Annotated in this window: 22 protein-coding genes and 1 riboswitch; of the genes, 2 read left to right on the forward strand and 20 right to left on the reverse strand. The window is 35.7% G+C overall.

Annotated features, from left to right (window positions below):
* Nucleotides 1–3: 3 nt before the first annotated feature.
* The 8 genes from P9E47_RS13335 to P9E47_RS13370 all read right to left on the reverse strand — a co-directional run bounded on the left by P9E47_RS13335 (nt 4) and on the right by P9E47_RS13370 (nt 9,603).
* The gene (locus tag P9E47_RS13335) at nt 4–2,280 is read right to left on the reverse strand and encodes a PepSY1/2 domain-containing protein (RefSeq protein ID WP_326163671.1); all 2,277 of its coding nucleotides are present in this window, start codon (nt 2,278–2,280) and stop codon (nt 4–6) included.
* Nucleotides 2,281–2,364: 84 nt separating this feature from the next.
* Entirely contained in the window at nt 2,365–2,733 is a 369-nt protein-coding gene (locus P9E47_RS13340; protein WP_003329495.1) for an STAS domain-containing protein, read from the reverse strand.
* An 11-nt stretch (nt 2,734–2,744) separates the two neighbouring features.
* Nucleotides 2,745–3,164, reverse strand: coding sequence for an ATP-binding protein (locus tag P9E47_RS13345; protein WP_003329494.1), 420 nt, complete (start codon nt 3,162–3,164; stop codon nt 2,745–2,747).
* Nucleotides 3,165–3,177: 13 nt separating this feature from the next.
* A complete protein-coding gene (locus P9E47_RS13350) occupies nt 3,178–4,782 on the reverse strand; it encodes a PP2C family protein-serine/threonine phosphatase (RefSeq protein ID WP_003329493.1) in 1,605 nt (534 codons plus the stop codon).
* Nucleotides 4,779–6,395, reverse strand: coding sequence for a bacterial transcriptional activator domain-containing protein (locus tag P9E47_RS13355; RefSeq protein ID WP_326163672.1), 1,617 nt, complete (start codon nt 6,393–6,395; stop codon nt 4,779–4,781). The genes P9E47_RS13350 and P9E47_RS13355 overlap by 4 nt, the downstream gene beginning before the upstream one ends.
* A 169-nt stretch (nt 6,396–6,564) precedes the next feature.
* On the reverse strand, nt 6,565–8,085 hold the full coding sequence (locus tag P9E47_RS13360) for an acetyl-CoA hydrolase/transferase family protein (RefSeq protein WP_326163673.1): 1,521 nt from the start codon (nt 8,083–8,085) through the stop codon (nt 6,565–6,567).
* Nucleotides 8,086–8,286: 201 nt separating this feature from the next.
* On the reverse strand, nt 8,287–8,928 hold the full coding sequence (locus P9E47_RS13365) for a LytTR family DNA-binding domain-containing protein (protein WP_003329489.1): 642 nt from the start codon (nt 8,926–8,928) through the stop codon (nt 8,287–8,289).
* Between the two features lie 150 nt (nt 8,929–9,078).
* Nucleotides 9,079–9,603, reverse strand: coding sequence for a hypothetical protein (locus P9E47_RS13370; RefSeq protein ID WP_326163674.1), 525 nt, complete (start codon nt 9,601–9,603; stop codon nt 9,079–9,081).
* 152 nt (nt 9,604–9,755) lie between these two features.
* Here P9E47_RS13370 and P9E47_RS13375 point away from each other — a divergent pair, with 152 nt between their 5' ends.
* Nucleotides 9,756–10,115, forward strand: a complete 360-nt coding sequence (locus P9E47_RS13375) for a Lin0512 family protein (protein ID WP_326163676.1) — start codon at nt 9,756–9,758, stop codon at nt 10,113–10,115.
* Between the two features lie 200 nt (nt 10,116–10,315).
* On the opposite strand, the gene P9E47_RS13380 is transcribed toward P9E47_RS13375, so the two are convergent.
* A complete protein-coding gene (locus P9E47_RS13380) occupies nt 10,316–11,389 on the reverse strand; it encodes a branched-chain amino acid aminotransferase (protein WP_003329486.1) in 1,074 nt (357 codons plus the stop codon).
* A 528-nt stretch (nt 11,390–11,917) separates the two neighbouring features.
* A riboswitch (SAM riboswitch) is annotated at nt 11,918–12,021 on the forward strand.
* A gap of 232 nt (nt 12,022–12,253) precedes the next feature.
* On the opposite strand from P9E47_RS13380, the gene P9E47_RS13385 reads away from it, so the two are divergent.
* On the forward strand, nt 12,254–13,027 hold the full coding sequence (locus P9E47_RS13385; protein ID WP_326163677.1) for an alpha/beta hydrolase: 774 nt from the start codon (nt 12,254–12,256) through the stop codon (nt 13,025–13,027).
* 169 nt (nt 13,028–13,196) lie between these two features.
* Here P9E47_RS13385 and P9E47_RS13390 read toward each other — a convergent pair whose 3' ends face one another.
* The 11 genes from P9E47_RS13390 to P9E47_RS13440 all read right to left on the reverse strand — a co-directional run bounded on the left by P9E47_RS13390 (nt 13,197) and on the right by P9E47_RS13440 (nt 22,814).
* Nucleotides 13,197–13,997: a Cof-type HAD-IIB family hydrolase gene (locus P9E47_RS13390; protein WP_003330263.1), complete on the reverse strand. Its 801-nt coding sequence runs from the start codon at nt 13,995–13,997 to the stop codon at nt 13,197–13,199.
* A gap of 150 nt (nt 13,998–14,147) precedes the next feature.
* Nucleotides 14,148–15,374 (reverse strand): MFS transporter, encoded by a 1,227-nt coding sequence (locus tag P9E47_RS13395; protein ID WP_003330262.1) that lies wholly within the window; start codon nt 15,372–15,374, stop codon nt 14,148–14,150.
* Between the two features lie 118 nt (nt 15,375–15,492).
* Nucleotides 15,493–15,687, reverse strand: coding sequence for a hypothetical protein (locus P9E47_RS13400; RefSeq protein WP_003330261.1), 195 nt, complete (start codon nt 15,685–15,687; stop codon nt 15,493–15,495).
* A gap of 108 nt (nt 15,688–15,795) precedes the next feature.
* Nucleotides 15,796–16,371, reverse strand: a complete 576-nt coding sequence (locus P9E47_RS13405; protein WP_003330259.1) for a hypothetical protein — start codon at nt 16,369–16,371, stop codon at nt 15,796–15,798.
* Nucleotides 16,372–16,391: 20 nt separating this feature from the next.
* Nucleotides 16,392–17,708, reverse strand: coding sequence for a sensor histidine kinase (locus P9E47_RS13410; protein WP_326163678.1), 1,317 nt, complete (start codon nt 17,706–17,708; stop codon nt 16,392–16,394).
* Nucleotides 17,689–18,369, reverse strand: a complete 681-nt coding sequence (locus tag P9E47_RS13415) for a response regulator transcription factor (RefSeq protein ID WP_003330257.1) — start codon at nt 18,367–18,369, stop codon at nt 17,689–17,691. The genes P9E47_RS13410 and P9E47_RS13415 overlap by 20 nt, the downstream gene beginning before the upstream one ends.
* A 48-nt stretch (nt 18,370–18,417) precedes the next feature.
* Nucleotides 18,418–18,963 (reverse strand): ferric reductase-like transmembrane domain-containing protein, encoded by a 546-nt coding sequence (locus tag P9E47_RS13420; protein WP_003330256.1) that lies wholly within the window; start codon nt 18,961–18,963, stop codon nt 18,418–18,420.
* A gap of 1 nt (nt 18,964) precedes the next feature.
* A complete protein-coding gene (locus tag P9E47_RS13425) occupies nt 18,965–19,903 on the reverse strand; it encodes an FAD:protein FMN transferase (RefSeq protein ID WP_326153855.1) in 939 nt (312 codons plus the stop codon).
* Between the two features lie 5 nt (nt 19,904–19,908).
* On the reverse strand, nt 19,909–20,229 hold the full coding sequence (locus P9E47_RS13430) for a hypothetical protein (RefSeq protein ID WP_003330254.1): 321 nt from the start codon (nt 20,227–20,229) through the stop codon (nt 19,909–19,911).
* On the reverse strand, nt 20,226–20,987 hold the full coding sequence (locus P9E47_RS13435; RefSeq protein ID WP_326163680.1) for a copper amine oxidase N-terminal domain-containing protein: 762 nt from the start codon (nt 20,985–20,987) through the stop codon (nt 20,226–20,228). Before P9E47_RS13435 ends, P9E47_RS13430 begins: the two co-directional genes overlap by 4 nt.
* A gap of 129 nt (nt 20,988–21,116) precedes the next feature.
* Nucleotides 21,117–22,814 carry a DUF2339 domain-containing protein gene (locus P9E47_RS13440; protein WP_003330252.1) on the reverse strand — a complete coding sequence of 566 codons (1,698 nt, stop codon included), beginning with the start codon at nt 22,812–22,814 and terminating at the stop codon, nt 21,117–21,119.
* Nucleotides 22,815–22,825 lie beyond the last annotated feature (11 nt).

The raw sequence follows: 22,825 nt of genomic DNA on the forward strand, positions 1-22,825 counted from the left end.
CATTTACCTAAAATTCACATTCATCTCTGCCGCAATTTTCGCTAGACGAACATTTGAAACTGCTAATTCTGCTAAAGTAACTTCATTTTTTGGTTGAAATTGTTGGTTCGCATCTTTTGTAAAAATACCTAGGCCATTGACTAAGGCAATATGGCCCTGATATTTTTCATTCATTTCCTTTGTATCTTTAAAGCTCATCGTAAATATTTCTTTATGGTCAGCCACAACCTGTAAACCAAGTGCGCGGACATACCAGTAGGCTAATTCTTCTTTTGTCAGCTTTTCTTCTGTATTAAATGTCTTCATCGTTGGATCAATAATCTTTTGTTCGGCCGCCCGTTCGATAATATTGTATAAGGGATGGTCAGGCTTAATATTTTCATATGTTTGCTGCTTATCTTGACCTACATCTCTAAAGCGTGGATCATAATCATAAAAATTAGCCAGTGATTTATATAAAATCTCTAATGCTTCCCCTTTTGATACAGCACGATCCGGATTAAACGTAGCAGGGTCTTCTACCTTGATAATGTTCGCGTCGAGCAAAAAGTTTAATTCATCGCTAGCCCAAGAATGGGTGATCTTTGGCTTCTCTTTTGCTGTGTTTTCACCTGCATAGGAGTATTTTTCCCAAGCTCCGCTGACTGCATTGAAATAAGTAGTAACATCTTTTTGATTAGCCGTATAGACTAAACGATATTCTTCATCTCCCATTGGAGAATTCGCTGTATACATCAGTTTCACATCGAGATTTCCTTTGATGGCCTCCAATGCTTTTTCGCGGTCAATCGCTTTGTTTACATCTGGCCAGCCAGTCACTTTATTATAATTAACATTCAAAGAATAAAGCTCTCCATCGTCTGCTGAAACACTAACACCGATTCCATTGCCATTTACGATAATCCCGTCTTTGATGTGCGGAAAGTTGAAGTAATATTCATTCCCATCTTTCCGGTAGCCACTATCAGTTCCATCTAATGGATAAGCATATTGGTTTAGGTTAGATGGTGCATACTGTTTCAAATACTCCATTGCTTTTTTTAATGCCTGTTCTTCCGTGATCTTTGGCTTAACATCTTTCATTTCTTGTGGGTCCATGTAATAATAAAAGTCACGATTTTGGTTATAGTAATTTAGAATCTCACCTGTTTCTTTATTAATCTCCAGTGATGAACCAGATCCACCTGACCCTTCATAATACATAAAGTGGATACTGTATATTTTTACTCCATTACGTTCGGTCTCTTGAATTCCTTCAATCGCCAGTTTAACATTATCCTTTTTAGGCTTAAGTATTTTTTCTGCTAATGCTTTTGCCTCTTCCTTGGAAAGTGTATTGCCTGATTTTCCTGTTGATTGGCTCGCCAGCATTTTGATTTCTTTCTTTTTCGGTAAATCTTTGTAGAACTTTTCGCCGATTTTAAACTCTTTTGTTTTTGCATGAATCCCCATGATCGCTGGGTCCGGTACAAAAGTAAGTTTAACCGATGCTTTGTCATTTAAATAGTCATAATCAACTAGATAACGCAGGTCAAGTTGAAGATTGTCATTTAGAATTTGTAATGCATCATTCTTTGCAATTACATTATTTTTACTTTCGAAATTGGCCTTATTTTCAGTCATGAAACCAATATAAAACTGTGTCACTTCCCCGTTTCCAAGCACAGTGATGCTGGCATTCCTATATTGAACAGGAATCCCGTTTTCAAGCTTATCATATGTAAAATGATACATAACAGGTTCAGTTAATGGCCGATTCATATTCGAATAATAGTCCATGTTTTCGTCTGACAATTGATATTGACCATTAAGTTTTAATTTTTCTAAAAACTTTGTTGCTGTTTTTTGTGCTTCTTCCCTCGTTACCTTTGCAGGGAATAAGGCATCCTTCTTATCCGCAGGATCGTAATAGAAAGAAATTAATGCCAGATCTTTACCGGTGAATGAAAAATGGCCATTCATTTGCTTCCCTGCGCCCATTTCCTTATAAAAATGCAAATCGTACGTTTCCATCCCCATTCCTGGTCTTGATGGATTAAAACTGACGTTGAAATCTTTGTTACTTACCATATCCAATTGATTAGGGAACAATTCTTTAACTTTTGCGATTAATTTTTCCTTATCAACATCTAGAATGGAAGCCTCAGAAGACTGTCCGATACCTCCCTGCTCTGTTAACATTACGCTTTTTACTTCAGCATGGACATTGTTAATTGGCATCAATGCTGATAAAGCAAGGGCCGATAATACATAAATAGCTCCAACTTTTTTAATAGACAATTTTTAAAACCCCTCCTCCAATATTTTCCTACAATTAATATAGACGAAAATAAGAAAGGAAAGGTTTCAATAAATTTGAAAATTTTAATTTTTAGTTATATTTTCTATTCCTTCAACGGCAGCCCATTGACTTGGGTAATAGGACAAATACCTAGATAGACCAACGATACTAAACATTTTTTCATAATGATATTCGAGCCCAAATGCCCTCATTGTAATATGATTTCCAGCTAACAATCGACATAGACGAATCAAGTATGCTATACCGGCACTATTAATATAGTTCACTTTATCAAAATTGATAATGAATATAGAGAGGTTATTAGGCAGGCCCTGTTCCCATTGATGAAAATTCAGTAATTTTTCACCAGATGTTTTTGTAAGATCACCTATTAAGGTAATCAGTAATGTATCGTTCATTACTTCGCTGGTAATGATCAATTCTTCTTCCATTATAACAACTCCTAGCCTTTAAAATTGTTAAAGCTTTTCTCAAATGTAATACAAAATGAAAAATCATCAACTAAAGGCTTATCCATCGTCCAATGATCAACAAAAGATTCAATAATCTTCAAGCCCCAGCCACGATCGAAATTAAAATCCGTTTGTTTTATGGAAGGAAATCCACTCCCTCTATCACAAACCGTACATGTTGCCATTTGTTCGGTAAGTGTAATCGTAATCAGGATCGGCAAATCTTTATTTTCCAAATTCCCATGTTCAATAGCGTTTATACATGCCTCTGCCACAGCAGCTTTAAACTCTTGAATATCCTTTTCTAAAAAGAAAAAGGAGGAAAATAGCTCATCCATTTTTTGAAGTACTTTTTTCTCTTCCCCAAACACACTCAGAATTTGTATGTTCAGCGATTGTGGGAAATTCATCCTATACTCTCCTCTACCTAGTGTTCCAATTATACCGTTTTAAATGAACGACTGTCATATCATCCTCCCGATCTTTACCAGTTGAAAAATCATTTATATTGTCGAGGAATAACTTGCCGTCTTTATCCCAATTTTCTTTAAAACTACTAATAAGACGTTCAAATCCATACATAGAATTTTCAGAATTACGCTGTTCAATCATTCCGTCTGTATATAAAAGAATAGCTTCTAATGGATCCAAAGGTAAAATGACCTCAGAATACTGTTCGTTGTCATCGATTCCCAACGGAAAAGAGGATTGATCAATCGTTCTCGTTATCCCAGATTCTCTAATAATCGGAGATACATGACCTGCACTAGAATAGGTTAGCATTCTTGTATCAAGATCAATAACCCCCAACCCAGCACTAATATACATCCCCTCATTTAACAGTGGTTTTAACATTACATTAATTTCATCCAGTATATGGGCAGGCGATATGAACTGAGATTCTTTATTAATTTTTATTCGAACGATCCCTATCATCATTGACATAAATAAGGCAGCTGGAAGCCCCTTTCCAGAAACATCACCGATTAGAAGTACAAGCTTATTATCATCAAATTTGATGACGTCAAAAAAGTCTCCACCCGTCTCCTTAACCGGTAAGGATATTCCGCTAATCTGATAATCTCCAAAATGAATAGATGTTTGCGGCACAAGTTTTTCTTGGATTGTTAATGCCAGCTTTAATTCATCATCAATTTCTTTATATAAATCTTTAATTCTTTGTTGCAGTTTATTAAAGCTTCCAACTAAATATCCGATTTCGTCATTAGAAGTAACCGGAATTTTAGTATGAAGTGTTTCTCGTTTGCCTGTCGAAGCAGCTGCAATATAATCTGCCACCTGATGGGTATATTTTATCGAATCCATAATAATAAGCCTGATACTTAATATTGATAAGGTCAACAATACTGCAATCACAACAATTACTTTATATATAATAACCTCTACTGGTGCTTGAACGGATAAAAAGAGCCATATCAAATCCGTTAGAAAGATAAAAAGTAGTGAAAAAAATACTAGAACGATCTTCTTAACCAACGATACATGGATGAATGAAATCGAAGGCTGGTTAAGTTTAATAATGGTCGGCCTGAGTGCCTTTCCTAAAAAAGCAATAATCGTTAGTGTAATGATCATGCCTATTGACTGCTCTCTCACAAAACTAATCGACATGTTAATCAAGACCTTTATTGTGACTTCCTCAAGTAAAAAAGCGACGTATATATGGAAGGCAATCGCTAAAACGACCATAAACAAAATAGAAAAGCGAAACATCTCCATCGGAAAGTGAACAAGCTTATGAAAGAGCTTTGTTTTTTCATCACGGGTTAGTGTTACGAGTTTTTCTGGATTTTGATCAAGTAAGATGGCATCTCTTAATCTAATTGCAGAAAATAAATAGTAGACTACTAGAAAAACAGCATTTTGTAATAGTACAAACGGCAGATTATATTTTAAAATATATTCCCATGATTTTCCTAAAACAAAATAATTTTGAAATTCGACGAAGACTACACCTTCCAGACCGACGAGAAAATAAAGTAATAAAAGCCTTTTTCTAAGACTCATTTGACCACATCCATGAGGGATTTTAGTTCAGCCGATACATCCAAACCTAATTCCTCCTTTAATGTTCGGGCATATCTTTGAAAGATTTCTTTAGCCTTTATATAGTGACTTTGACCTAGTAAATATGCAATATAATTTTTTACGGAAGTTTCATTTAATGGGTCACAATCTATTAATTCCACAAAAAGGCTGTTTATCATTTCCGCATTTGTAGTATTTTTCAAAAGAAAATTAAGCATTTTCGTATGTTTCTGCTTTATATCCTCTCGAAATTGCTCCAACCAAGAAATGTAATACATGTCAGGTATGACTTGGTTATGATAGATTTTTCGGGCCTTATTAAAAAGCTCGATAGCAGCCATTTGGTCATCGCTCCACAATAAACGACCGACAGATAATAATTTTAAATAATTAAGAACATCAATTTCCTCTATTTGATTATGATCAATTCTAATAAACCCATTCATAATTGAGATAAAAGGTTTATCATTCTCGATTACATTTTTTATTTTATTATTTATAGTATGAATCAAGACATATATTCGATTGGAAGCCTTTTTATAATTCTCATCGGCATAAAATTTATCCATGATTACGTCTTTTAATGCCTGTAAGTTGGGTTGGACTAACAAATAAAGCAACAATTCTTCCGCCTTTTTTCTTTCCCATTTCGTTAAGGTGATTTGTTTTTCCCCAATATAAACTTCAAAATTACCGAACAGCTTAAATGTAAGTTTACTAGATCGTTTTTTTACTTTAGAAAATATATTTTTTTCCGCATCACATAATTCCGCCATATCAGTGACATCGTTTAGTAAAAATAATTCTTTAGCTTTCAGTATATATGAATTGTCTCTAAGAGCATTTCCTACAATGAAATAAATATAGGCTTTATAGAATGGATGCTTAAATTGGTTGACATTGGCCAGTAGGGTAAACGCAGTTTGTTGTAACATTTCCTGATCATGATCGGCATTCATTAGTTTCATACATAAAGCTGGGATCATATAAATGAGGTGAATCCTGTTTTTACTATTTACATATTTTTCATTGATTTTCCAATTTTTTTTAATTATGTATCGGTAATAATATTCAATATCCAGCTTTCTAGTGATTGGGGGGGGTTCGATCGTGTTTATAAATTCTATTGGAGGCTTTATTGTATCTTGAATGTACTTCATCCGTTGGAGGCAATAGTGCATTTCCTCTTGATTATTCATCCAAATATAAAGCCAAGAATAGGCCTCGGTTAGCATCATAAATTCTTCTTCAAATAAATCCAAAGACCAAAACAGTTGCTGGGACTCCTTATAATACTGAAGTGCTTCTTTGGTGTAACCTTCAAAAACTGAGTATAAAGCCAAGAATCTCGTTGCAGAGGCTCTTTCTCGTTCTCCGAGACTATTCATTTCATATTCTTTTTTTATAAATTTGTAGATTACATCTACAGTATGATGATTGGAAATTAATAAATTATAGCAGCCAAACTGGCAAAGGGTACGGGTAAGTTCAACACTATTTCCCGTTATCCCAAAGTGCTCAATTCTACCATGAAGATAGTTAAGTAACTCATCCAAGTTTTCAGTAAAATAAAGCTTCAGATGTTTTTTCATTTATTTGTACCTCATAAATTTTGAAAATAAATATCTTACATATATTCTCCTATAATTATCTATTTCCTTCAATTTGCCTAGAGATTTTTGTGGAAATTTATAGAAAAAGCGCAGAATCTTGTCAAATGGTCAAGAATCTGCGCCTATTATTAAAATTTTATAGATAATATTATTTAATTACGATTGGTTCTAAAACAGGCTCAAGCATGGTGCCATTTTTCTCGAAGTTTGTATGCCAAGAAAACGCCTTTTCTAAAACATGAGGTGTTTGTCCACCTCTTGTAAGTGCTTCGTAATAATAATCACGTAATTGAGCACGGTACGTAGGGTGTGCACAATTTTCAATTAATAGCTCAACTCGTTCTCTTGGTGCTAAGCCGCGTAAGTCTGCATATCCTTGTTCAGTAACGATGACATCCACATCATGTTCTGTATGGTCAGTATGTGAAACGAAAGGAACAATACTAGAAATGTCTCCGTTTTTCGCAATTGACTTCGTTACAAATATAGCCAAACGAGCGTTTCTTGCGAAATCCCCAGAACCGCCAATACCATTCATCATATGTGTTCCGCGTACATGTGTTGAATTCACATTACCATAAATATCAACTTCAAGAGCTGTATTAATAGAGATTAAGCCCATACGACGGATTAATTCAGGATGGTTGGAAATCTCCTGCGGTCTTAACATTAAACGATCTTTATATTTTTCGAAGTTTCCGAAAACTTCTTCCATTTTTCCTTCTGAAATGGTAATTGAGCAGCAAGAAGCGAACTTCACTTTACCAGCGTCAAGAAGGTCAAATACTGCATCCTGTAATACTTCAGAATAAACTTCTAAGTCTTCAAATTCAGATTCAACTAAACCATGAAGGACTGCATTTGCAACAGATCCAATTCCTGATTGTAAAGGTGCAAGACTATTTGTTAATCTTCCCTCTTTAATTTCATTTCTTAAGAATTCCATTAAATGGTTAGCCATAATTTGCGTCTCTTCATCTGGCGGTACGATATTGGACGGTGAATCCATTTCATTATTGATTACGATTCCTTTGATTTTATTAATATCAACCGGAATACCAATTGTACCGATTCGATCGGATGGAGTTGTTAATGGAATTGGATTACGCTCACCCTGTTTTCCTGGATCATAGATATCGTGAACTCCTTCAAACGATTCCGGATGGGCTAAGTTAATTTCAATAATTATATTTTTAGCATGTTCTGCGAATATGGCTGAATTACCAACTTGTGTAGTTGGAATAATCATTCCGTCTTCAGTAATGGAAATCGCTTCCAAAACTGCATAATCAATCGGTACTACGCCTGAGCGAATCAATTCAGCAACTTGCGAAAGATGTGTATCAACGAAATAAAAATCTCCTCTATTGATACCTTTACGCATTGTTGGATCTGCTTGGAAAGGTGAACGCTTGTTCAGAATTCCAGATTCAGCAAGTAATTTATCAGTATCAGTCCCCAAAGAAGCTCCTGTATAAACATCAACTTTGAATGATTCATTTTCAGCACGCTTTATTAATGCTCGTGGTACAACTTTAACATCCCCAGCTCTTGTAAATCCACTAAATCCCAATGACATTCCGTCTTCAATCCAGCTCGCAGCTTCCTCTGCAGTCACAACTCGATTAAGAAGTTCCTCATTACGAATGCGATTCTTGAAATTCTCCACTTCTACTCCCCCTGTAGATGTATTTTTAAAAATAGTTTACAGGAAATTTGTCAAAACAAGCTGAATTTTGGATAGAATTGCAAAATTTTCGGATGAGCCAGAAATTATCAGGATGAAACAGAAGATTCTCACAATAGTTCAATCTTGAGCATAGCATTAAATTGATGTATAACAGAAAATCCAGGGATGAAACAGAAGAATTTAAACTCCCAGCAATTTTCTAAAATAACTGGAGTAGGATTGGCTGACAGGAATTTCGGTTCCATCCTTCATTTCTAACAGAAAGGTAGAATGTGTGTCAGGATGAATCATTTTAATTTGGGTTACGTTCACAATAAAGGAACGATGGCATCGAATGAACGTTTCCTTCGGCAAATAATAATCAAATTCATTTAGAGAATCCTTATGCGTTCCAGAGCATACCTCTGTTATTACATATGTTTTTCGATTTTTTGCTTCCAAGTAGATTACTTTTTCAAATGGAACCGGAATCCACCCTTCATTTACCTTCACAGTGACAACGGAAGTGGCACTAGTTAAGGTTGGGAAGACAGCAGTTATACAACCTTGTTTCCCTTTAATTGAAAAAGGAACAGCCATCCCGTAGTATGGTACACCAAATACATCTCTGCTAATAAACTCCGAGACCTTTTGCCCACTCAGTAGCGCTTTATATGTAATTGTACCTTCCTTAACCGGATCACCAGGCTTTATTTTAAGATTGATCCGTTTACTTGGGCGATAATATATGTACTTGTCTCCATTTGAGACTGCAATAGATGTTTCATCCGAAAATAACTCGCCGACTACATCGATAAGAATTGATAATGAAAATTCGCCCATTTTATACCTCTCTATAATTTTTTTAAATTCCAATAAATTTATAACTTAATAGACTAATCCAACTTTTATTATAGCCATTTATTCGACAAAATTCATTACGAAATTATGAAAAAAGAGTGACCAAACAAACGATCACTCCTAAAAAGGTGATTACTCAACAAAGCCAGAAATCAAAATCTGTTTTGTTTCTTTAGACCCTAGCAATTCATAGTCAATTTCGATTGCTGTTACATTATTTTTGTAGTTCTCATCCCTCACGGTCACCTTTAGAACAACATTTAGGTCTTTTTTGTTTACTTGATAATTTTCTACAGGTATATAATTCTCAAGTAAATTCAATTCTTTTGCTTCTTCTTCCGTGATTGCTCCATTTGTATTGGCTAGGGTTGAACCTTTTTCATCAATAAAGGCAGTTACTGAGAGTGCTTCATCATCAGCCGTTAAAAACGATCCATCTGTTTTAATAAACCGAATTTCCTTAATAACCGGCTTTCCGTTTCCATGGTATTGCATATCGTAGCTTAAGTACATTGGTTCATTTTCTTTTACTTTATCTTTTTGAATGATCGTATAGCCTGTTAATCTAAATTCATCGACGTTCGTTAAATTAACATAATATAACCACCCAACCAAAACTACGAATAATACAATAACAATTGCTACGATTTTTTTCATAAATGTGATCTCCCCTTAGTTCTCAGCAATTCTAATTATTATATGAATATTTTAAACAAACCACAATGGAATATCTAGATTTGACTCTTTTTGTTCACAATTGTATCTGAATGCTATAATAAACATATAAATACTAGGAAGGAATGATAGTTTTGGAAAAAATGATGTTTATTGAAACCGGTATGGGTATTGATGTTCATGGTCAAGATATTACCCGTGCCGCTGTACGTGCTGTAAAAAATGCGATTCATTATAATTCAATGCCTGGCATTCGTTCTGTATTGCCAAATAACAGCTTGGACAATATGTGCGTCAATGTGAGACTAGCTGTCCCTTGTGACAAAGAAAACCTCGATATTGAAACCGTTAAAGCGGCCCTGCCATTTGGCAAGGTAACAGTTGAAGTTGTTGACGGTGGCATGCTTACAACAAGCGGGATTGTGTTAGAGGAAAAAGGCGACAAAAACGATCAAATGTATATCGTAATTGCCGCTGTTGAGGTTGGATATTAGAAGAAAAGCGGAAGCGCCTTGCACACCGCCGTACAAACTAGAGGGTACAACGACAGCGATAAAGGAAACTTGAATTGCATTAGCAATTCTTAGTTGACTTATCGTAGGGAGGAGACCTGAAGTTTGCTAGGCGATAGGCGCTGGAGCTAGACAAAAACTCACCACCCTGTTTTTCAGTAAGCGGTGAGTTTTATTTTTTACTATTCTACTTTCACTGTCCAACCAAATGGATCTGGTTCTGTTCCATATTGGATACCTGTTAACGTATCATATAGTCTTTTGGAAATTTCGCCTGTTTTCCCTTCGTTTAGAACGACTTTTTCATTTTTCCATAATAGCTCGCCAACTGGAGAAATAACAGCAGCAGTTCCAGTTCCAAATGCTTCTTCTAGCTTACCATTGGCAGCCGCCTCATAGATCTCTTCAATAGAAATCCGACGTTCTTCTACCGGTACATTCCAGTGTTTTAAAAGTTGAATAATGGAATCTCTCGTGATACCTTGTAGAATACTTCCATTCAACGCCGGTGTTATTACCTTGCCATCAACTTTAAAGAACATATTCATGCTACCTACTTCTTCAACATATTTATGTTCTTTACCATCCAGCCATAGAACCTGTGAATAACCTTTTTCACCGGAAATTTCTTGTGCTTTTAGGCTCGCCGCATAATTTCCGCCTGTTTTGGCTTCACCAGTACCACCTTTTACTGTTCGAACATACTCATCCTCTACTTGAATTTTGACAGGATTTAAGCCCTCTTTATAGTAAGCACCTACTGGTGACATGATAATAATAAACATATACTCAGATGATGGTGCAACACCTAGATAAGGTTGCGTTGCAATGATGAATGGACGAATATAAAGAGATGTTCCTTCAGCTGTTGGAACCCAGTCTTTATCAATTGATACTAGTTTTTTTAATGCTTCTAAAGCAAATTCCTCATCGATTTGGGGAATTACTAATCTGTCATTTGAACGGTTTAATCTTTCAAAGTTCTTATTTGGTCTGAATAATTGAACCTCACCGTCTTTTGTGACATATGCCTTCATGCCTTCAAAAACCGTTTGTCCATAATGAAAAACAACGCATGAAGGATCCAGTTTAAGCGGCTGATATGGGACGATTCGAGGATCATGCCAGCCTTGTCCTTCTTTATAATTCATAATAAACATATGATCCGTAAATAATTTACCAAATTGCAATTTATCAGCATCTGGTTTTGGTTTTTTAGTTGAGCTTAAATCAACTTTAATGGTTTGATCAAGCATCTGTGTCATCTCCTTGTTCGATAAAAAAATTATAATCAAATGCGCCTTGGCGTATTTGCGCCCAGATTTTTTCGAGCTTGTTCGAAAAACTACCTCTGAAAATCTGTGGCATCCGCCGGAGGCTTTAACTTTATTCAAGGTGGGTTTGACCCCTGTATTGAATGCCGGTTACGTTAATCCTACTATAACTTATGGACGAGGGGACTTCTCTCGAATAAAGTTAAAAAAATAAATTCACTTTCTATTGTAAATCTAAACTGCGAAGGATAACAGACTTTTATGAAAATTTTTTAAAAGTTGCAATTTATATGAATAACATGGTATAGTAGTTTTTGCGATGAGCTGAATTGTGTAAGTCGATTGACACGCCCTATAAGGGAATGCATGAATGTGGCATGCAGTCAGTCGCCTCAATGCGAGAAAGGGCACTTTTATTAAAGTGCCCTTTTATATTTTTAGATATTTACAAATGGATGAAAACATGTTATTATTCAAAACATAGTATTCTTATCGGAAAAATTAAATAAATGATTATCAAGAGTGAACGAGAGAATTGGCTCTATGACTTCACAGCAACCTCCCCATCAGGAAAGGTGCTCCTACCAACAAAGCTCTGCTTTGGTTGATAAAAGTGTGTAAAAAATACTCCTTTTGCAACGAGCAGAAGGAGTTTTTTATTAGAAAAGTGGAAGCGCCCGGTCAACGACGTAAGGACTGGAGCACATCGACTGAGATAAAGGAAACACGACGAGCTTTTGCGAGTCGATGTTGACTTATCGTAGGGAGGTGGGCGAAGTCCACTAGTCACTGGGCGCTGAAGCTAGACCATTATGCACAAATTTCTTAAGAAACGGAGAGATTGTAATGACAATTAATAAATATGAAGTAATCCCTGGAGCAGAATCTTTTTACATAAAAGGAAATGAAATTGGAATATTATTAATTCACGGTTTTGTTGGAACGCCACAAAGTGTAAAATTTGTTGGAAATCATCTTGCAGAAAAAGGCTTTACAGTTTATGCGCCACGCTTAAAAGGACATGGGACGCATTCTGATGAGCTGGAAGAAACCATCTTCCAAGATTGGCTCACAGAACTTGAACATGCCTATGACAAACTAAAATCAACCTGTTCCCATGTTTTTATTGCCGGGCAGTCAATGGGAGGAGTTTTATCACTTATTTTAGCTAATAAAGTAAATCCGGCCGGGGTAATTACAATTAATGCGGCCTTTTCTGTCCCAGGATATGAGCTGTATAAAGAGGCCCATGATTTTGATTATGTTCAGGAAGGGAAACCTGATATTAAGGATGACAGCATAATCGAAATTACTTATCCTGCTGTACCTGTGCATGCCATTAAGCAGCTGTTAACTGTAATTAAAATTGGTAAGGAAAATCTTTCACGGATAACAAGTCCCCTTTTATTGTTCAAATCTTTAGATGATCATGTTGTGCCGGCTGAAAGCACGGATTACGTTTATCACAATGTTTCATCATGGTCCAAAAAGATTGTTGAATTAACGAATTCTTATCATGTAGCCACCATGGATTTTGATAAATTTAATATTATTGAGTATACCGAAGGATTCATTCGGAAAACAGTAATAAATGCTTTAAGTGGATACAAAGTTTCTTAAATGAGCTAGATTATCTACAATCAAATGAAGACGCGACACCTTTTGATGAGGATAAAGTCTGGTTATGTACTATCAAATTTGGATTGCGACCCTTTTGGTGAGGATAAATACAGGTTATGTACTATCAAACCAGAGTCGCAACCCTTTTGGTGAGGATAAATGGCTTCCGTTAAGATCTAACCTTAGAGGAAGTAAGTATTTGTTCAATTGCTTCCGCTACAGTCTCTACAATGAAATTCGCCTCTCTCTTTACGTCAGGATGCGCTGTAGACATTGCAAAGCTATTCTTTGTTAATTGGAACATGGGGATGTCATTATAGGAATCCCCAATGCAGGCAATTTCATTGGGGGATAAACCTACGTTTTCCATTAGTATTTTAATTGCATTTCCCTTACTAATATTTTTAGGCATGACATCTAGTATTTTGGATTCTGAAATAAAGGTATCTAATTCATTGGGAAAAGTCTCGATTAATTCCTGTTGTAATTGTCTAATTGTATTTTCTGCACCATTAATTATTATTTTTGATGTATGTATTGATTTTCCTATCTTTGCTTTCAATTCTCTTTCTTCTTCAATTTGACTGAAAAGCCTTTCTTCAATTTTACGGATTACTTCATCTTTAACTTCAACATATTCCCTGTCAATCGTTGATAAAATTGTAACGACATCTTCTCCGATTATTCGTTCATATAATTTTTTAGCAATTGCCGGTTCAAACGAAGTACGATGAAGTTCGTGATTATCACTAGAAAAGACAAAAGCCCCATTTTGGCTGATGCGATGAAATTTATTGCCTCCGATTATTTTAGCCACTGCTTGTATATCTAGATCCTTTCGCCCTGAAGCTAAACAAAAATCAATGCCCTGCTGTAGGGCGGCATGAATCGCATTAATATCGTTATCGTGAACCTTATTATCAAAACTTAGCAGCGTTCCATCTAAATCACTTATTATCATCTTAATCATGAACTCTTCTCCTACAAATAAAGTTAAATAAATTAATTATTACACTTAATTATCTTAACCTATTATACGGTAAAAAAACAAAAAGGTTATCTAGAAGTGACTACTATACACATTTTAGATAACCTTATATCCTATAAATCTGTTTTTCTTTTATTTCATTTTCACTTCTAAAGGAACTGCTGTTTCATTAAAGGATTCCTCTACTAACGCTTGAGATTTATTGTACACTGGTTTAAAAAGAACTAGCATCGATAACGCAACAATACCTGCAAATAAAAATAATCCTGAATAGCTAAAATGACTCACAATGAGCCCTAATACGTAGGCCCCTACCGCTATACCAATATCGAAAAAAGTTAAATAGGTGGCTGTTGCATGCCCGCTTCTATTTTTCCCCGCAAATTGCACTGCTAAAGTTTGGAAACACGGACCTAGACTTCCGTAACCAATTCCAATGAATGCTGCTGCAACGATTAGCAATAAGGCCGATTTTGTGACCGTTAATAGGAATAGACCGATAGAAAACAAAATGATTAACGGGTAAATAACGATTGTTGGACCTTTTTTATCGAATAAACGGCCAACAAATGGTCTAGCGATTAGCATGGAAGCTGCAAACACTATAAAGAAATAGCTTGCGGCTTCTAATAATCCGAGTGATTTCGCAAAGATTGTTAAATAAGATAGTATACTAGAATAGGCAAAAGTAAGTAAAAGGGCTATGACCGCAATTGGAATTGATTTTTTTTCAAACAGGTCATTCATACTAAATTTAAGTTTTGACTGTAATTGATTAATTTCAAGCTTTGGAACCTGAATAAACGTTGTAATAAAAACTGTTCCAACCATTAATACAGTAAGTAAATTAAATAGTGTCTGGAAGGTTGAGGTTCCTAAAAGTGCTATTGTAATGAAGGGACCAGCAACGATGGCAATATTCATTGACATTGTAAAATAACCTAAACCTTCCCCACGCCTATGCTCAGGAATGATATCCGCTGCGATTGCATAAGTAGCTGTAGTAATAATACTAAACCAAATTCCATGAAAAAACCGAAGGGCCATTAAAGTATAAAAGTTAATGATCCAAAAGTGCATGATTGTTCCGAACAGATAAAAAACTAAACTAATAATGAGCGTTTCTTTTCTTCCGAACAACTCTAATATTTTTCCCGAAAATGGTCTAACGATGATGGCGGAAATTAATAGCATTGTAACAACTAACCCAGCCTGAGCTTCACTCCCCTTTAATTCGTCTAATACATAAATAGGTAAAGCGGTAATGAATGAGTAATAGGCTATAAAAAGGAAGAAGTTCGTTAAAAATAATAAGACAAAATTTTTTGTAAATATTCGCTCGCTTGCTTCATTGATCACTGGTAGCACCCTTTCCAACAGTTGAAACCGTTATAAGGAATACTATAAAATCTATCCCAACATTTGTAAACTTATTTGTTTAGAAACTAAAAAAGATGTAATGGCTGTCATTACATCTTTAATATTGCTTAGTAAAATGGCTTTGTTTGATCATAGCAGCATGTGCTTTTTCTATAATATCTGTCAGCACATCTCCCTTATAGACCCTGCCGAATTTCGTGTTTTTTTGATAAAATTCAACGATTTCATCCAGCTTTTGAACTGTTTCGATAGGCACTCTTAAGTTCAGTTGAACCCTTGATTGATCCATCATTTTTATTACACGCCTTTCCGCTATGATTATGATATCAAGTTGCTATCTATATACTATCTTTAAACTATCATATTGATATCATATACCATTGTCCATTCACTGGCAATATCATGAAATTAAAACATGGACTGCCCCAATTATGACCGCTACGATTAGAAAGGCAAAATGGAACGAACGATATTGTTTGCTTCCTTTATTTTTCATTAATAGGACACCGAAGACAGCGGCAATGGCCATAAGTCCAACAGAAATTGTCCCCGATATTTCGTCAAATCCAAATTCCCTTTCATTGAAATACATCATCACCCCATGGACGGAGCTTAATATAAGGGCTAATGCCCCGATCCAAATATGTGATTTACCTAAGAATTTTAAAGCAGAAATAATCCCGCTTTTAGCATTTGGAAATTTCTTAATTATACTACGAGATCCTCTTCTTAAGGGCATTAATGCGCCTGCACCACCAATGGCGATGACCGTGCCCCATCCCAATAATTCTCCGCCTTCCTCTAGAGCCTCATTCTCATCATGTTTATGCTTGTCATAATGGCCATTGTAAAATTCACCTTCGCGATATTTGTTGTGATCATCATCAGCAAAGCTTGGCTGGGCAACAAATGATATAACTAACAAAAGCAATAATGCTAGAAAGCCACCAACTATTCTTTTAGTTTTACCGTTCATTTTACTTCATTGCTCCTTTTCTATTTTATTAATGGGAGAAGGATTGTAAATGTCGTCCCTTTTCCTTCTTCACCGCTTCTTACTTCCAATTTGCCATTATGCACTTGGACGATCCAATCAGCAATTGACAATCCGATTCCGCTGCTTCCTTTCTCTCTTGACCTTGCTTGGTCTACTCTATAAAAACGATCAAATATTCTTTTTTGATGTTCTAACGGAATACCTACACCTGTATCTTTAACTTCAATCCTAATTTGATTATTATCCTTTACTGCCGAAATTAGGACATCTCCCCCCGGCACATTATATTTAATGGCATTATCCACTAAGATAAATAGCAATTGTGTTATTTTTTCCTCATCACCAAAGACCTTGACTTCGTTTTCAAGTGAAGCACTCAAATGAACACCAGCCTTTTCGGCTTCATATTGAAATTTTCTTTGTAATTTTTCAAGGACGCTTGTTATCGAAAACCAGTCTTTGTTTATTTGTTCTTTACCAAGATCAGTACGGGCCAAAAGCAATAGATCATTGACAAGATGTGTCATTCGTTTTACTTCATCTTTTAGATCATCCAACACCGTAACGGAAAATGGTGATAGATTTTCACGATCTTCTGCCTCAATTACTTCCAACGATGATTGTAAAATACTAAGCGGCGTCCTTAATTCATGAGAAGCGTCTGCTGTAAATTCTTTTTGTCTATTAAAAGCGTTTGAAATTGGCACCATCGCTCTGCCGGCCATCCAATAGCCTAGTAAAGCAGAAGCGGCAATAAAAATAATCGATAGGACGATTAATATGAATAGAAGTGTTTGTATTATCTCTGTTTCTTCTGAAATATTTGTACCTGCATAAATCGTTCCTAAATAACTACCATGTTCAAAGATTGGACGACCGGATAGAAGTAAATCTTCCTTTGACCCATCTTCCAAATGAATACTAATCCTCTTTACTTCATTCTCCTCGGGCTGCCAGCTCTTGATATGAGATAGGATTTCGGAACGAATCTCCGGTTTGTTTTCATCCCCGTCAATTAAATTTCCATCTCTTGATAAAACAAAATAAAATGTTCTTGCTTCCGGTTTATATTCAATCGCATCTTTTTTATCGTGTTTTTTTTCTTTCTTTTTAAAATACCATTCGAACAAATCCTCACGATGGTCTTCCATTTCTTCATGTGCTAATGCAATTACTTTCTCTTTTTGGTCGTGTGTCACAATCGAAAGCAATGAAAAATATGTGATTAGAATAAACGAAATTAGAAAAATAATGAGAAAGCTCGTAAATAATAGAGTTAATCGCCATTGGGTGTGGTTAAACAGTTTGTTTTTCAATTTTATAACCTACTCCCCTGATATTTTGAATGAGGTGAGAGCCGTCATCTTCAATTTTTTTTCTTAATAAACGTACTAAGGCATCTAAATTATTGCTGCTTACTTCAGCTTCATAGCCCCAAATTCGATCTATCAATAAATCTCTAGGCAATGTTTGGTTTGGGTTACGTAAAAACAATTCCAAGAGCTGATATTCTTTTGGTGTTAGTTGAATTTCCTGACCATCCTTTTCAACAACATGGGTGACAACATTTAACTGGATTGAACCAACTGATAGAATTTCGTCTTGCACTAACGGTTTAGAAATTCTCCTTTGCAATGCACGAATTCTCGCAAATAACTCTGCAAATTCAAATGGTTTAACAATATAATCGTCCGCTCCATAATCAAGGCCTTTTACACGGTCTTCCAATCCGTCCTTGGCTGTTACCATTAAAATTGCCCCATCATATCCGTATGAACGCAGCTCTTTACAAACTGTAATCCCATCCTTTTTCGGCATCATCCAATCTAAAATAATCAAGTCATAGTTAGAATTTTTTGCAAAAAGGAGGGCATCTTCCCCATTTTGCACCCAGTCTACTTGATGTTTTTCCTTTTTCAACATATGAACAACTAGATTCCCTAATCGTTTATCATCTTCTGCTAAAAGGAGTAACATTTTCACCAACACCTTGTCTTTTTAACTACATTATATAGCAAAATTTTCCTATGCACTTACTACCTTTTTTGTTTTTGCTTTAATGAGAAGCAATTTTACAATTAATAATGAGAGGATGATCGCAAGTGCGCCGGCATAAAGGATAATTGCCCAAGCATTGCTAGCATCCGTTCCTAATAAAATACCATGGACACTGGCGATAATAACCAATGGCAATGCCAAACCGTGAATTCTTCTCCATACTTTAGCCCCAATTTTTTTCATTATATCCCCAGAAATGAACAGCAGTACTAAAAGATATAATGAAATGGTACCGAAGCCATTTAGTAATGTTTCTTCTTTTGTTGTAAATGGAATAAAGATTTCCGTTAATGTATAGGGTTTGTAAGTATCAATGTATAAAAGTAGGCCGTGAAATAAGCCAAATAGTAAACTAATCCAGCCCGCTGATTGGTGAGTGATTTGCAAAAGTTGATTTGTCTTATGTGTTGCAACTTTTATACTAAACAATATGCCGCAAGCTGCAGAAACAAATAATAAGAAATAAGAAGTTAAGCCTGCGGCACGAATAAGCTCCCATGTAGGTAAAGCCATATTACATCACGATCCTTGTAACATATTTTTTTACTGATTGACTAATAGCAACTTGACCATCATTTTTAACTACAATGCAGCCGGCATGTGGAAAGTGCTTCGTTAGCCAGGGGATTGCTTCTTTAAAATTGTGCATACACAATATTTTTGCTACTACATCAGCTTCTGCTGTATTGGATGAGAAAGCCGTTGCTTGAACAATATCACTTTCAGAGGGAATGCCCTCTTTTCCATTTAAAATATGGTGAACTCGTTTCCCACCTACATTCCAGCTTCGGTATAACGTATTTGAGGTTGCAATTCCCCCGTTCCGCATTTTGAATTGAATAATATCTTTATCACTAAGCTCCGAGGACGGGTGCTGGACACCAATCGTTCTTTCCTCTTCTCCCCAAACAAAGATGTCACCTCCGGCATTCACAATTCCATTTTCAAGCCCTAATTCTTTTACAATGGAAGCGACTTTATCAACGCTCCAGCCCTTAGCAATACCACCAAGATCAATTTCGTAATCTCCCTTTTTGATCACACCATTCATCACTGGTAAAAATTCAATCGGTTCTTTGATATATCCTTCATATTGATAGGGTTCAATCTCTACATCGTTTTTGTCCTTGAATTCATTAAAAGTTTCCTTATACCCATAAGCTTTTAGGGCTTTGCCCAGAAATGGATTAAAATAGAAATCTGTTTGCACAGCAAAATCATTTGCTTTTTTAATAATTTGATAAAGAGTCGGCTCAATTTGAATAATGGTATCAATAGATTGATTATTCAAAAGCGAAAGCTCACTGTTTGGGCGGAAGCGTGAGCAAATATTTTCAAATTGTTCGAACCAATTCTCAATTTCCTTCTCCCATTCAAACAAATCAATTTTACCTGTTCCGGCAATTTCGATGAGGGTATCCATGGCTTTGCATTGAAAATAATATTCCTGCATCAGCATCATGATCTCCTTGTCCGCTCTTCAGCGCGGTCTAAATACGGTATTCCGTTTCTTGGAGAAGCGATGATCGTCTCATTGCTGTATTCCACATCCCAATTACTTTCATCCCAATCTAATGCAAGTAATTGTTGCTCCCGCTCATCTTTATTGATTCCAGTATTTTCTGTAGCATTTACCACGTTCACATTCATATTTTCGTTTAAGGCAAAGTCTTCATTCACATTCGATGCTTGATCATTAGCATTAATCGTCTGTAGAAAAAGCGTAAATGCCGAAATCCCGCCAACACCTACAATCCATTTCATCCATTTATTGTTCATAACTGTGAGCCACCTTTTACTTCTATTTGATTATTTGCTGTTGTTTCCATTATTTGATAACCTAAACCATTCGCCAGTACCGAAATAGGCATATAATACTGATCATTTTTCTTTGTAACCTGGGCTTGCATTGGCGTTTTTTTCATATTTTCATAAACGACTTTTGTATTGTTGCGAACGATTAGCTGCATGTTGTCTTTATTAATCTCCATAATTTCTGATTTAGGATAAATAACCGTTTTAGCCCCAAGGTATTTGGCCACCTCTTCTACAGGTACTAAAAGCTGACTACCATTTGGAAGGGCCTCAATTTTGATCGGCTCTTGGTTATTCATTTTTAGTAAGATTTCCGTTGCTTGACTGATCGGCAATGCCGCTATTTCACTTGGTTCTGCAACTGATCTCGACCATTTGAACCATGATTCCTTGGTTACATTTATTTGGTGTTGATCATAATAGTAATAGTCTTCATTTTCTTTGTATTCATCATCGTCGTCATCATCGTCATCATCGTCATGATGTTTCTCATATTCATCATAGTTTTTATAGCGGTCCTTTTCGAAATGCTCATATTTTTTGTAGTCATCATCATCTTCATAACGATCTTTTTTATAATCTAGCTGTTCATAATTTCGCTGGTCAGAATACTTGTAATAATTTTTTTCCTTGTGATCATCATCTGCCTTAGCAACTAGGGCATAACTCAAAATGCTGCTTGAAAGAAGAAAGGCCGCCGGTATTAAATATATTTTTTTCATTTTCAATCCCTCCACACTTACATCCTAACCAGCGAAAATGAAAAAAAAGTGAAAAAATAAATATTTTTATCATTTACGAAAAAAAATGAGGCCACCCCAACGGTCAGCCCCAACAAAATTAGATCTATTTTAATTATTTTTACTGTAAAAAATTCTTGAAATTAAGATACCAATGACACCTATTCCGATGAACAAAATAGCTCGGATCGCAATCGATACCATGAACAGATCAAAAAAGACAACTTTTATTAAGGAGATAAATAATAATCCAACACCCGTTAAGCGAACTGACTTTTTATTTCTTTTAACACCAAAGACAACTAATGCTACAGAAAGAATCGCCCAAACAAACGAAACCGTCATTTGGATCACATTTTCATCTAATCCGGCCAAAATCAAGGGGATTAAAAGCAAAGTGTACCTCAACCAGACGATTATATTCATTCCAACAAGAGTCCATTTTAATATATTTTGATTTTTTTCATATTTTACAATTCCATATAGTACATAGCCGGCTGTTAGTAATAGTGTAAGCCAAATCATCGAATCGATCGAAAACAGCCGCTCATAATTATTTTCAATCGCAATCAAAAATGCTATCGAATAAATGATCGCTCCGGCTAATTTTTGCAAACTGGACTGTAAATTCCAGCCCAGGTACAATAACGCTACCCCTTCGACTAATAAAAAGACTTGCAGTAAATCACCTTCAAAAATATGGATTAGCCAGGTAATTAAGGCGAAGGCTGCCACTACCGAAGCTATGACCATCTTATCCTTATCTTTTTTGAAGAAATAGGTGATTAGTAAAAATATAACTGTAGTGATGAGCGCAAATTGTTCAGCAGCAAAATCGGTAAAGGTGATGTTTACCCAGCCGGTTGTTAAAACAAAGCTTGTAAACAATGTTGCCCTTTGCTCCGTTGTGTAGAAGGTTCCTTTCAAATAAATCACCGTAATAAACAGGAACTGTATAACGACACCATAAACGAGCGGATCATTGTTACTTAGGAATCCAGCTGCTATCGAATAAATGAAAAATGTTAGATGTAAAAGTGCAAACGCTACGAAATAAAGGCTAATGAATTTTTTACGTAACGAAAAATAAAGTAAAATAAGATAGAGAATCGTTTCATATGATGCAAATATCCATATACTTGGATTTTCACTCTCGATTAAAAATGGGATTAAATAACCGCCAATAGCAATGAAAACCCCTAAAGCTTGTGAATGATGCTTGCTTGCCAAAAATAACCCGATTCCCAGCCAAATAATATTTAAAATAAAGGCCAATGGGCTTGGGAAAAATCCGAATAAGATATTAGCCGCAAAAGTTGTAAATAGAAGAATCGAGTAGGATCCTCCTAATAACACGATTCCTAGTTTTTCACGAGCATGTTTTAGTTGTTTTTGGCCTAAGTAAATGAGTGCTGCACCGACAATATAGCCAAGTATAATTCGCACAGCAGGCGTAAGAAATCCGTAATCAATCGCAACTTTGAATCCCCACAGTACCCCCAACAACATAACAACCATAAAAATCCGTGGTAGCCAAACCTGGGTTAATAGCTTTTCTAAATCACGCTTTTCTTTTGGCTGTTCTTTTTGTTGTGATTTTTTAAGTAAGTCCCAGTTTTTATCGATTGTTTGATCTACGGGAACCTTTGGGACGTTTGCCACGTTAGTATTTGATTGAGTTTGCAATAATGAAGAATGGGAATCGTCAATTGGTGACGGGACATGGATCGCCGTTTTTAAAATACTTAGCTCACTTTCCAATTCGGACACTCTTTTTTCTAATAAATAAATTCGTTCTTCGTCTTGCATCCGTTATTCCC

Origin of the sequence: Schinkia azotoformans (assembly GCF_035811335.1) — a bacterium.
Lineage (GTDB): Bacteria > Bacillota > Bacilli > Bacillales > Bacillaceae_J > Schinkia > Schinkia azotoformans.